General features: G+C 63.0%; 11 protein-coding genes. 4 read left to right on the forward strand and 7 right to left on the reverse strand.

All coding sequences use genetic code 11. The annotated features are described in order from the left end of the window. Positions 1-37: 37 nt before the first annotated feature. The 7 genes from BUE92_RS22310 to hflK (BUE92_RS22340) all read right to left on the reverse strand — a co-directional run bounded on the left by BUE92_RS22310 (position 38) and on the right by hflK (BUE92_RS22340) (position 7,936). Positions 38-826: an HvfC/BufC N-terminal domain-containing protein gene (locus BUE92_RS22310; RefSeq protein ID WP_073526318.1), complete on the reverse strand. Its 789-nt coding sequence runs from the start codon at positions 824-826 to the stop codon at positions 38-40. Next, positions 817-1,662: an MNIO family bufferin maturase gene (gene bufB, locus BUE92_RS22315; protein ID WP_073526320.1), complete on the reverse strand. Its 846-nt coding sequence runs from the start codon at positions 1,660-1,662 to the stop codon at positions 817-819. Before bufB ends, BUE92_RS22310 begins: the two co-directional genes overlap by 10 nt. A gap of 67 nt (positions 1,663-1,729) precedes the next feature. Next, entirely contained in the window at positions 1,730-1,981 is a 252-nt protein-coding gene (bufA2, locus tag BUE92_RS22320) for a BufA2 family periplasmic bufferin-type metallophore (protein ID WP_073526322.1), read from the reverse strand. A gap of 116 nt (positions 1,982-2,097) precedes the next feature. Further along, on the reverse strand, positions 2,098-3,984 hold the full coding sequence (locus BUE92_RS22325) for a cation-translocating P-type ATPase (protein ID WP_054896095.1): 1,887 nt from the start codon (positions 3,982-3,984) through the stop codon (positions 2,098-2,100). Next, positions 3,981-5,015, reverse strand: coding sequence for a protease modulator HflK (hflK, locus tag BUE92_RS22330; protein WP_073526324.1), 1,035 nt, complete (start codon positions 5,013-5,015; stop codon positions 3,981-3,983). Before hflK (BUE92_RS22330) ends, BUE92_RS22325 begins: the two co-directional genes overlap by 4 nt. After that, positions 5,012-6,001: a protease modulator HflC gene (gene hflC / locus BUE92_RS22335; RefSeq protein WP_178380743.1), complete on the reverse strand. Its 990-nt coding sequence runs from the start codon at positions 5,999-6,001 to the stop codon at positions 5,012-5,014. The genes hflK (BUE92_RS22330) and hflC overlap by 4 nt, the downstream gene beginning before the upstream one ends. A gap of 9 nt (positions 6,002-6,010) precedes the next feature. After that, entirely contained in the window at positions 6,011-7,936 is a 1,926-nt protein-coding gene (hflK, locus tag BUE92_RS22340; RefSeq protein ID WP_073526478.1) for a protease modulator HflK, read from the reverse strand. 324 nt (positions 7,937-8,260) lie between these two features. Between hflK (BUE92_RS22340) and BUE92_RS22350 the strand changes: the two genes are divergently transcribed. From BUE92_RS22350 to BUE92_RS22365, 4 genes are read left to right on the forward strand one after another with little or no spacing between them, the layout of a single operon-like run. Then, on the forward strand, positions 8,261-8,881 hold the full coding sequence (locus BUE92_RS22350; RefSeq protein ID WP_073526329.1) for a CDP-alcohol phosphatidyltransferase family protein: 621 nt from the start codon (positions 8,261-8,263) through the stop codon (positions 8,879-8,881). A 10-nt stretch (positions 8,882-8,891) separates the two neighbouring features. Next, the gene (locus tag BUE92_RS22355; RefSeq protein ID WP_073526330.1) at positions 8,892-10,640 is read left to right on the forward strand and encodes a bifunctional alpha/beta hydrolase/class I SAM-dependent methyltransferase; all 1,749 of its coding nucleotides are present in this window, start codon (positions 8,892-8,894) and stop codon (positions 10,638-10,640) included. Positions 10,641-10,642: 2 nt separating this feature from the next. Then, positions 10,643-11,941: a phosphatase PAP2/dual specificity phosphatase family protein gene (locus BUE92_RS22360; protein WP_073526331.1), complete on the forward strand. Its 1,299-nt coding sequence runs from the start codon at positions 10,643-10,645 to the stop codon at positions 11,939-11,941. Continuing rightward, complete coding sequence (locus BUE92_RS22365) at positions 11,931-12,374, forward strand: hypothetical protein (RefSeq protein WP_054896098.1); 444 nt, start codon at positions 11,931-11,933, stop codon at positions 12,372-12,374. The genes BUE92_RS22360 and BUE92_RS22365 overlap by 11 nt, the downstream gene beginning before the upstream one ends. Positions 12,375-12,382: the final 8 nt, after the last annotated feature.

Below are 12,382 nucleotides of genomic sequence, written 5' to 3' on the forward strand. Positions count from 1 at the left end.
AACAAAGTAGGAAGCTATCGAATGAATAGCCCCCCTTCTATGGTGCTCGGCGCTCGAGCAAACCTTCCTGGACCCACTGTTTCAGCCAAGTGGCCGCTTGCAGCGACGCCCCCTCTGCATAAGTGACCGCGAGCTCAGTACACAGTTCTGAAAAATTCCAACCCATGGTTACCATGCCCGACAGTGCACAGGCTTCAGCGGCTTCCAGGCTGCGGTAGTGGCAGCGGTTCTGGTTGCGCCACACCAGGCATATTTGCGCCGGTTCCAGCGCCTGGCTGCCGGGGAAATCCGACTCATCCTTACTGGCTCGCCAGATCGCCACTGTGTTGAAACGGCAAAGCAGCTGCTGCACCGAAGGCGCCAGCGCAACCTGCAAAGCGGGCCAGTCTTCAGGCGCCAGGTGCGCCATGTCATTCAAGGTCAGCGGCTCCCCTTCGGCGGCGTCAAATGCCAAGGTGAACGCCCACTCCAGGCGTGCCAACTCAGCCAAAGGCGCACTTTGCGCAGCCATCAGATGCTCGACGATAAACATCGCAAAGCGCTCGCCCAACCAGCGCACACTGTAATGAGCCGACGGATAACGGCGGATATAGGCCTCGGTCAGTGAGCAAAACTCCTCATCTCCCAGCCAATACCAGATGGCACCGAAGTCATGGCGCAGCACCTCTTGCAGTCGCGACAGGTAGGCGTTGTGGTAAATCGCCAGGCCGGTGTCCACATCCAACGTCGGCCCTCCCAGCAAGGTGGCGGCAAAGCCGCTGTTGGCCGCGGGCGCTTCGGATAATAGATGCTGTTCAAACGCCAACTGCCAGTCGATCAGGCGCATAACGCTCTCCGGGCCAAGGCGCTGGCACCCAACTCACGGGCTTTGTTCAACTCGGTGAGCAACTCTTCGAAGGGCGGAAAATGGTCATCGCGTTCCAGCAAGGTCGACACCGGGCCCAAATGCTCCAAAGTTTGCTGATACAGCGCCCACACCGGGTCGCACACTGGATGGTCATGGGTATCGACCACGTAGTCGCCATAGTCCATATGCCCCGCCAAATGCAGCTGGCGAATGCTTTCGGGTGGCAGGTTGCGAATGAAGGTCCAGGCATCAAAGCCATGGTTGCGTGCGCTGACGTAGACATTGTTGACGTCCAGCAACAACTGGCAGCCGCTCAGGTGGGCCAAGGCGTTGAGGAACTCCCATTCGGTGAATTCATCCGCCTTGGAACGCACATAGCTGGAGACGTTTTCCAGCACCAGCGGCCGTTGCAACACGTCCTGCACCTGACGCACGCGGCCGGCCACGTGGTAGAGGCTTTCTTCGGTGTAAGGCAGGGGCAGCAAATCATGTAGCTGATGTGCGCTACCGCGGCTCCAGCACAGGTGATCGGAAATCCACGCCGGCGCAATGCGTTCCGCGAGCTGTTTGATGTGGTTCAGATAATCCATATCGAGGACATGTGGCCCGCCGATGGACAACGACACACCGTGCATCACCAAGGGGTAACGCTCGGCTATCGCATCCAGGTAGTACAAGGCCTTGCCGCCCTGCACCAAGTAATTCTCGGAGATCACTTCGAACCAATCCACGGGCGGCGACTGTTCAAGGATCTGGTGGTAGTACTCACTGCGCAAACCCAGGCCGTAGCCCAGACTTGGAAGGGACGCGGACATGACTCACTCCTGGGCAAAGTGTCCGCAGCGGTGGCAGGCAGCCGCCGCGGTTGCACTCGTTTGCCGGTTACTCGCCGACGTTACCGCCAGCGGCGTCGCAGGCAGATTTGGTCATGGCCTTGAAGCCCATCCCTTTGCACTCGCCCTGGCCCTTGCACGCGTGGTCCTTGGTTTTGCAGTCGTTCATACCTTTGCAGGAGGTCACACCGTAGCAGTGAACGGTGGCGTCTGCCGCTTGTACCTGGGTGGCCACACCCGCGAACAGAGAAGCAGCGGCCATTGCGAGGGCGGCACCAGCAGCAGCGGATTTAATGCTCATTGTTGTATTCCTCATGATCAGTAGTGGAGCCGATCTGAACGGATTGTTCAGTCTCGACACAGCACTAGAGTGAGGCCCCCTATCGGCGTTACAGCCGTGAGCAAATATTTCTGAAATTATTCGTCGAGCTTCAACAGCGGCTCCTGGAAGCGCAGTAAACGCCCGGCGTTCCCCAATACCAGCAAGGTGCTGAGGTTATGCAGCACCGCCGCGATCATCGCGCCCGCCGCCCCCAGCCAGCCAAATGCGGCGAACACCACAATGGCCAGTGTCCAGCCCAAACCAATGATCACATTGACCTGCAACGTCTGCCGACACTGGCGACTCAAGCGCACACAGGTGCCCAGGCGGCGCAAGTCGCTGCCGATCAACACCACGTCCGCCGAGGCCAGGGCGATGTCCGCACCGCCCGCGCCCATGGCCACGCCGACCACGCCGGCCTTGAGCGCCAGGGAGTCGTTGATGCCATCGCCCACCACCATTGGCCTGAAGCCACTGCTGATTTCGCCCAGCACGCGGTTGAGCTTGTCTTCCGGCAGCGCTTGGGCTTCGACATCACTGATGCCCACGTCCAGCGCCAGGCTGTCGGCCACGCTTTGGCGGTCGCCGGTCAGCAGCAGTTGGCGGCCCAGGCCCAAGTCACGCAGCTCTTGCAGGGCCTGGCGCGCTTCGGGTTTGACGCTGTCGGCCAACAGCAGCCAGGCGAGGAACTCGCCGTTCAACGCCAGCCCGGCAATCGGGCCATCATGGGTGGGCACGGCGGTGGTGACGATGCCCAACTGTTCAAACAACTCCGGCCGTCCCAGCGCCGCTTCGCCCTGCTCGGTCTGGGCGACCACGCCCAGGCCCTGACGCTCGCGGATGTCGCTAAGCACCAGCATCTGCTCCTGGGTCGCCAACCCCGCCAACGCTCGGCTGACCGGGTGACTGCTTGCCGAACCGAGGCTGGCCGCCAGGTTCAGCAGCGCTTGGCGATCCGGCGCGGCGGTCTCGATGGACTGCAAACGCAGGGTGCCAAAGGTCAGGGTGCCGGTCTTGTCGACCACCAGCGATGTCAGGTCGGCCAGTTCTTCCAGGAACGCCGAGCTGCGAATCAGAATGCCATGGCGCGCCGCCACGGCGATCCCCGCAATCGCGGTGGCCGGCGCCGACAGCACCAAAGCGCACGGACACGCCGCCACCAACACCGCCAGCATCGCCTGCGCATCGTTGGTGACAAACCAGGTGACCGCCGCCAGCAACAGCACCAACACCATATAGCTGCCGGCGTAGCGCTCCAGCAGCCGGGTGATCGGCGGCTTGGAACGCTCGGCGTTCTGCATCAGCGCAATGACTTTGCCCAACGTCGATTCGTTACCGGTACGCGTGACCTCAAGGCGCAGCAAGCCATCGAGGTTGATCGCCCCACCAAACACCTGCACACCCACGCTGGCTTCCAACGGCACCGACTCGCCGGTGATCGGCGCCGTGTCCAGGCTCGCCTGGCCGGACAACACCACGCCATCGGCCGGCACGCGGTCACCGGCACGCACTTCGACGATATCGCCGGTGTTCAAGGTGCCGTTATCCACTTCGGTGATGCTGCCGTCCGCCTGCACCAGGCGGGCGTGGCTGCGGGTGAGTTTGCCCAGGGCATGGATCGCTTCCTGGGAGCCAATCACGCTGCGCTCTTCCAGCACATGGCCAAAGATCATGATGATCGGCAACAACGCGGCGGTGAGCAGATCGCCCGTGGCCCAGGCGCCGAGCATGGCCAGGGCGATCAATTGGTCGGTGATGCCGTGCAGGCTCGGAAAGCGCAGGCTGTACCAGGCTGAACGCATCACCGGCACCGCCACCAACAGCGAAGCCACGCCCAGCAGCAGCTGGCTGACGCCGCTCTGGTCGGGCGCGAGCCAGCGCCACACCAGGCCCAGCACGAGCAAGCCCAGGGCGAGCATGGCCAAGGTCAATTGCCGGGCAGCGCTGCGCTGTTCGGCAGAGGTCAGCATGGGTGCGCTCATTGTTCGGCTCCCTGGATGATCAAGCGGGAGTCGTCTTTGGGATCGACAGTGGTCACCGAACCGGCCTGGCCGAGAATCTTCGGCATGCGTTCACGGTACAGGCGCAACAGCAAACCGGGATCTTTGACCTGGGCCAGGCTGGCAACGGTAGCGGTCTGCGCCTGGGCATTAGCCAAGCGCTCGCTGGCCTGGGCATGGGCGACTTGTACCTGGCGGTCAGCCTCCTGGTTGGCGGTCTGGGTGAGTTTTTCCGCTTCGGTGCGGGCGTTGGCCACGGCTTTATCAGCCTGCTGGCTGGCGGTCAGTACCGCGTTGAACGCATTCACCGCAGGCCCTGGCAGGCTCGACTGCACATCGACGCGGGTGGCTTCGATACCCAGCCCCAAGCCGCTGGCCGCCAACTCCGCCAGGCGTTTATTAATGCCTTGCACCAGGTCGCCGCGCAGCCGCTCACGGCGTTCGGCGGCGCCATTGTCGCTGCCGATCAGTTCCGGGCGGGCTACCAGGATGGTGTCCAGATCCCGCGCAGCGGTGAGGGCCACGGCGCTGCGCGTTACCAGCCGATCCAGGGCCGGCAGCACGTGGTCGCCCTGCAACACAAAGGCGTAGGGTTCGGTCACCTTGTAGAACACCCGCACGTCCAACTGCACCACCCCGGCATCGCCGGTCAGCAGGTAGCCGGAACCGGCCAGGGCATCGCTCAAGGGCGTGGCGAAACTGGCCACGCGATCGGCCTGCAGCGCCGCATCGGAACGCAGCAGGTTTTCCACCCGCCGTTCGATCACCCGGTCGGCCGCTGGCAGCAGGACGACTTGTTCGAAAGGCTGCGGCCAAGCCAGCAACAATCCGGCGTTCTGAATGCGATCGAGGGCGCCAAAATGCAGGACCACGGCGCGATTCTGCGGGTCGATCTGGCGCACATTGGAAAAGGCCCAGGCCAAAGCCGCCAATACGGTGACCGCGTACAGTGCCAGGAACGTCAGGCGCCCGGCCTGGATCCACGGGCTGTCCGGGCTGTCAGGCTCGCTCATGGCTGCAGGTCCTTGGGCCCGTCCACCAGGGCGCGAAAAGGCGCGGCGTCGGTGCGCAGGATGATCTTGGTCCCCGGCGTGACCACCGTGCCCAAGGTATCCAGCGAACGCAGCAGGTTGTACAGCTGCGGATTGCCAGCGTAGGCGCGGCCATAAATCTGCGCGGCTTCAACCCGCGACTGCGCTTCGATGTCGGCGGCTTTCACGGTGGCATCGGCCTGCATAATGCGCGCATCACGCTCGGCAGCGGAGCGGATCTGCGCCGCTTCGCGCTTGCCCACGGCGGTGCGTTCGGTGGCGATGGTTTCACGCTCGGCGCGCATGCGGTCAACCGTGGCGGTGAGAGTCACCGATGGCAACGTCAGGCGCTCGATGCCGACCTGCGCCACGCGCACGCCATAGGTGGTGAGCAATTGTTGATCAATCTGCTCGCGCAACTGCGCTTCAAAATCGGCGATGCGCACTTGGCTGGCGTCGGTATTGATCAAGCTGGACAGGTCAAAGCTGGCCGCCGTGGTTTCCAACGCCGAGCCGACGAAGGTACGAATCTGCCGCGCCGCCTCATCCGGCTGGTTCTGCACCGCACGCATAAAGCGCTGCACGTTGTCGGCATCGCCCTGCACCTGCCACGCCACATAGGCCTGCACGATAATCCGCAGGCCATCGCGGGTGCCCACATCCTGCAAGCCGCTGGACGTGGTGCGCAGGCGCAGGTCCACCGGGATCGCCGCTTCGAACGGTGCCGGCCAGCGCCAGCCCAGGCCGGGCTCCAGCAGCACGCGCGCGGGGTTGCCGAAGCGGGTAATCACCGTGGCCTCGCCGGAACGCACCTGCACCAGGCTCGCCGCCGCCACGGCAAACAGCACCAGCAACACCGCCCATGCCATCCGACGCCAGGGAAAAGGCCCGGCCGCTTGTTCATCACCATGATGGTGGTGGCCGTGATGATGGTGATGACCGTGATCGTGAGAATGAGCGCTCAACAGACAGACTCCTTATTGAACGGCTTTGCGCGGCGCCGACGGGTCGGCAGGCAAGGTAAAAGAACGCAGATCGATCGTCGGCGCACTGTCGCCGCCCAAACGATGATCCAGAATAAGCAGCTTGGCCTGGGCCAGGCCCTGGCTCAGTTGGCCCAGGTACTGCTCCAGCACGAAGGCTTGGCCTGCAGCGGCATAGGCTTTTTGTTCGGCGGCAAAGCGCAGGCTCGCCGCTTGGGCGCCGGCGTTTACTTCGCGCGCGCTGGCCTGGGCCTGATCGCGAGCGGTGCTGGCTTGCAACAGCGCTTGGTTGGTCTGCTCGCTGGCCGCGCCGCGTTCACGGGCGATCAGCGCCTGGGCGCCGATCTGCGCGGCCTGTACACCGTGATAAGCATTGGCGGCACCGGCCGGCGGATGGATCGCCTCGACCACCGTGGCGAGGATTTCCACGCCGCTGTCGAGTGTTTGCAGGTCGGCTTGCACGCTGCGGCCAATCTCGTCGGCGAGGCTGGTGCGCTGCTCACCGAGTAATTCATCCAGGGTGCGCGACGCAAAATCGTGCACCAGGATGCGGCTGGCGGTGCTGCGGATCAGGGTCGGGATATCCGCGCTGTTGTAGGTGGCGGCAAGCGCAGCCTGGTCGGTGAGGCCGATGCGGTAGACAAAGCGCACGTCCATATTGACGATCTGGAAGCCCTGCTTGTCGCCGCTGCTGCTGGCAATGACCTGGGATTTGTCATTCACATGGCTGGCGTCCCACAGGCGGTTGGCGATCAACGGCGCCGGGCCTTCGGCATCAGCCAGCTCCGGTGTGGCGGCCTCACTGACGCTCGTCGCCAACTCATGCACCACGCCGTTTTCCACGCTCAGTACGCGACCCAATGGCCACGGCAAACCCGCATGCAGGCCAGGGCCGAACACCTCGACTGGTTTACCAAAGCGCTCATAAATCCCACGGCCTTGCAGGGGCACTTCATGCACACCGGTCAACGCCCAACCTACCGCCAGCACCACCAGCAACACCGGGAAAAACGCCCGGCGCATGTAGGTAAAGGCCCAGATCTGGCGCAGGTCGATGCCAAAACGGTTGTGCAATTCATGCTGTAACGCCAGCAAGGGTTGCGGTGGCCAACGCAGCAGGCCGGCGATAAAACTCTGCGCCATCAGGCGCGGTTCGAGGCGCGGCTGGCGCGGGCTGAACAGCGAGAGCACGCCCCTGAGCAGGAATTCCAGCGCTACCAGCGCCGGCAGCAGCCCGATGAGGGTGGCCAGGCGCAGCGGCCAGACCGACGCTGCATTGGCAAACAGCAGGCAGATCGCGCTGAGCACCAGGCAGATAATCGCTACCCGGCTCAACTGCGCCAACTGTGAGGCTTCCGGCCATTGGGCAGCGGTTTCCTGGGCCAGGCGGCGTTCGAATACCAGCAGGCCAAACGCCAGGGCCAACGCCAGCGCTGCGCCAACACTTGCCGATTGCCCGATGGCAGCAGCGGGCAAGCCCAGGTTCCAGAACTGCAGGATGCTGACCAGCGCCAACAGCGACCAGCCGCCCAACCACAGCACCGGCACGCCAATCTGCGCCAACAGGCCGTTGCCGAACCGGTTGATCAGGCCCTTGTGCCAAGAGACGGCCTCGCTGGGAGGTTCGATCAACTCGCCGCTCGGCGCTTCCAGCGCCTGGGCACGCCAATCGGCCACCCACCAGGCCGACTGCAACCCGGCCACCAGCAGCAGCAAGGCCGACGCGCAGTTGATCAATACCACCGGCCAGATCGACAGGGGTGCAAACAACGCTACAAATAGCGCCAATATCCAACCGCTGAGGGCCAGGGTTGTCAGGCCGATACCGGCCTGGCGCAATCGACGGGCGTGGAACAGCCCCTGCTGAAAACGCGCGAGGCCTTCAACCGAAGCCCCGTCAGCCTCTAGATCCACTTGCATCTGCTCAACGCCCACTTGTACACAATTCGTTACGATATAACACGAAGCGTGAAATTTTTGTTCGAAACCCCGGTGGAAGCGGCCTTGCCTTCTGTAGGAGCGAGCTTGCTCGCGAAAAACGTCAACGATAACGCGGGCATCCTGAATATATGCGGCGCCTGTGAGTTTTTCGCGAGCAAGCTCGCTCCTACATTGACCCGTAGTCGTGCTGAGATTGTGACTAACCCCCTATAAACACGAGCCATCACTGGTGTCGGCTGCGATTAGTCGGCACACTTCAAAACAGTTTTTCGCGGGTTCACGGACAAGGAAGCGCCACCCCCCATGATTTCCATCTACCAACTCAAACCGCGTTTTCAAAACCTGCTGCGCCCTCTCGTGCAGCGCCTCTATGACAACGGCACCACCGCCAACCAGATCACCGTGCTGGCCGGGGTTGTTTCCCTGCTGGTGGGGCTGTTGATCGCGGGCTTTGCCCAACACCTCTGGCTGTTTGCGCTGATCCCGCTGTGGATGATTGTGCGCATGGCCCTCAATGCCATCGACGGCATGCTGGCCCGGGAATTCGGCCAGCAGTCACGCCTCGGCGCTTACCTCAATGAACTGTGCGATGTGATCGCCGACAGCGCGCTGATCTTGCCCTTTGCCCTGATCCCCGGCGTGGGCCCGGTGCCGGTGGTGCTGGTGACACTGCTCGCGGTCTTCAGCGAGTACGCCGGGGTGCTGGGGCCGATGGTGGGCGCGTCACGTCGTTATGACGGGCCGATGGGCAAGAGTGATCGGGCTTTTGTACTGGGTGTGCTGGCCACCGGCGTGGCGCTGGGCTGGCTCGGCGCCGGTTGGGTTGAGGCGGTGATGTGGCTGGTCGCCGCCCTGCTCGCCTATACCTTGGTCAACCGGGTGCGTCAGGGCCTCAAAGAACAACAATCTCTCCCTTCTGCATAAGGATTTTGCGATGCGCGAACAGCAACAGCACACCTTCAGTACCCATGATGGCGTCGAGCTTTTCTACCGGCACTGGCCGGCCACGGCAGGTGCCGGGCCGCGCAAGGCGATCCTGTTGTTCCATCGCGGCCATGAGCACTCGGGGCGTATTGCCCATCTGGTGGATGAACTGGGCCTGCCTGAATTCGACTTCTTCGCCTGGGACGCCCGTGGCCACGGCCAGTCCCCCGGCGAACGCGGCGACAGCCCCAGCTTTGCCACCAGCGCCCGCGACGTGCAGACGTTCTGTGACCACATCAATGCCACTGACGGCATCGAAGAGGAAAACCTCGCCGTCATCGCCCAAAGCGTCGGCGCGGTGATCGCGGCCACCTGGGTTCATGACTACGCGCCGAAAATCCGCGCCCTGGTGCTCGCCTCGCCAGCCTTCAAGGTCAAGCTGTATGTGCCCTTCGCCCGCCCCGGCCTGGCACTGATGCGCAAGTTTCGCGGCAACTTTTTCGTCAACAGCTACGTCAAGGCCAAATTCCTCAGCCATGATCCGGAACGCGTAGCGTCCTACGACAACGATCCGCTGATCACCAAGGCCATTTCGGTGAACGTGTTGCTGGGCCTGTACGAAGCGGCCGACCGGGTTGTCGCCGACGCCCAGGCGATCCAGGTGCCGACCCAACTGCTTATCTCCGGCTCCGATTTTGTGGTGCACCGTAAACCCCAGCAGCAGTTTTTCGATCGCCTCGGCAGCCTTAAAAAAGAGCTGCATATCCTCCCCGGCTTTTTCCACGACACACTCGGCGAACGTGATCGCGCCGTGGCCGTGACCAGCGCCAAGCGCTTTATCCTGCAGAACTTTACCTACCCGCTGGACCGCGCCTGCCTGCTGGACGCCGACAAACTGGGTGCCACCTGCGCCGAATCCGAATCCCTCGCCGCGCCGCTGCCGCACAATTCCCTGCGCGATCTGTACTGGCGCATGACCCGCGCCAGCATGGGCCTGGGCAAAAACCTGTCAGACGGGGTGAAGCTGGGCTTCGACACCGGCTTCGACTCTGGCAGTACCCTGGACTACGTGTATCGCAACACGCCCACCGGCAAAGGGGCGCTGGGGCGCATGATTGATACCAACTACCTCAATTCCATTGGCTGGCGCGGTATTCGCCAGCGCAAGCTTAATGTCGAGGAACTGCTGCGCCTGGCCATGGCCAAGCTGCGTGACGATCAGCGCGAAGTGCGCATTGTCGACATCGCCGCCGGCCACGGCCGTTACATTCTTGAAGCCTTGCAGGGCGTCTCGCCGTTGCCGGAATCGATCCTGCTGCGCGACTACAGCGATATCAACGTGCGCGACGGTGGCGCGCTGATTCGCGAGAAGGGCTTGGGGGACATCGCACAGTTCGTCAAAGGCGATGCGTTCGACCGCGCTGACCTGGCGGCCCTGGGCCCCAAGCCGACGCTGGCCGTAGTGTCTGGCCTGTACGAATTGTTTGCCGATAACGCCATGGTCGGCGGTTCACTGGCGGGCCTGGCCGAAGCCGTGGAGCCAGGTGGTTACCTGGTCTACACCGGCCAACCGTGGCACCCGCAGTTGGAGCTGATTGCCCGCGCGCTCACCAGCCACCGTCAGGGCCAGGCCTGGGTGATGCGTCGGCGCAGCCAGGCGGAGATGGACCAGTTGGTTGAGGCTGCGGGATTTCGCAAGATCACCCAGCGTGTGGATGAGTGGGGCATCTTCACCGTGTCCCTGGCGCAGAAGATCTGAACATGCGCGAACCCGGTTTATTGAAACCTGCGGTGCTCTGGCTGCTGCTGTTGGCACCGCTGTTTTTCAGCACCTACGGCTTCGCCACCTGGGTCACCAGCCAGCGCAGCGACGTCGGCACGCTGGTGTTCGGCTGGGAAAGCCATATGCCGTTCTGGGCCTGGACCATCGTGCCCTATTGGTCCATCGACCTGCTTTACGGATTCTCACTGCTGCTACCCAACACGCGTCATGAGCTCAAACAGCATGCGCTGCGCCTGCTGAGTGCGCAGGTGATAGCCGTGAGTTGCTTCCTGATCTGGCCACTGCGCTTTACCTTCGAGCGGCCAGAACTGGACGGTGTGTTTGGCTGGCTGTTCGCGGTGCTGGCCGGTTTTGACAAGCCCTTCAACCAGGCGCCTTCGCTGCATATCGCGCTGCTGGTGATCCTGTGGGTGATGTACCAGCGGCACACTCAAGGATTCTGGCGCTGGGTAGTGCACGGCTGGTTCGCGCTGATCGGCGTTTCGGTACTGACTACTTATCAACACCACTTTATCGACTTACCCACAGGCGCCCTCGCAGGGTGGTTGTGCGTGTGGTTATGGCCAGTGGAACACCCGAGCCCATTACTGAACGCACGGTTGACGCGAGCCCCCCAGCGCTGGCGGCTGGGGATGCGCTATGGGTTAGGTGCCTTGGTTCTGGCGGTGCCGGCCTGTGTACTCGAAGGGGGTTGGCTATGGCTGCTGTGGCCGGCGGTTTCTCTGGGGTTGATCACGGCAAATTACCTTGTGCTCGGTGCGTCAGGCTTTCAAAAGCGCGAAGATGGCCGCCTTATGCCTGCCGCGCGCTGGTTGTATGCGCCTTATCTTGCGGGCGCCTGGATCAATTCGCGGCTGTGGACGTGCAAACACCCGCAGGCTGATCGGATTGTGGATAACGTCTGGCTCGGGCGTATTCCCACCACCCGCGAGCAGGATTCATTCAAGGCCATCGTCGATTTATGCGCCGAACTGCCGATTAATCCACAGGGCCGTGCTTATACCTGCGTGCCCGTGCTGGACCTGATCGCTCCAACCCCCGACGACTGCCTGAAAGCCGCACACGCCATTGAACGCCTGCGAGCGAGCGGCCCCCTGTTGGTGTGTTGCGCCCTCGGTTACTCACGCAGCGCCACCGCCGTCGCCGCCTGGCTGCTGAACACCGGGCGCGCCACCACGGTCGAGCAAGCGCTGGCTATCATTCGTACAGCGCGGGCCGATGTGGTCCTGCACCCCGCACACCGTCAAGCATTGGAGGGTTTGCCAAATGCCTGCTGATATGGAACTCCAGGTGGTCGCCAGCCTGTTGCGCCGTGGCCGATCACTGGATCAGTTATCCACAGGGCTGACACTGCTCGGTGTGCTGTTCGGCCTCGCCCAGCTGCTGTTGGCCAGTATTTCCACCATTTGCCTGCTGTTGGCCCTGTGGATGATTGTGCTGGGCCTGTTGCAAAAATATTGGGCGCTGCGGGTGGCCTTCGACGCCGACCTGTTCGCCCTGCTCGCTCGCGACACCACCCGCACGCCAGACCTGGACCAGGCCCTGCAGACCCTTGGCCTGCAATCGCCCAAACGAGCCGGTCGCCCCTGGACTGAACGCCGTCGCGGCGCCCTCAAACTGCTGCGTAAACAAGCCTGGCTGCTGGGCGCGCAAGCGCTGCTGACACTGGGCGTCATTCTCGCCAGCCCCTGGCTACCTTTCGCCGGATAAGGAATTCC

This window comes from Pseudomonas fluorescens (assembly GCF_001902145.1).
Taxonomy (GTDB): Bacteria; Pseudomonadota; Gammaproteobacteria; order Pseudomonadales; family Pseudomonadaceae; genus Aquipseudomonas; species Aquipseudomonas fluorescens_BV.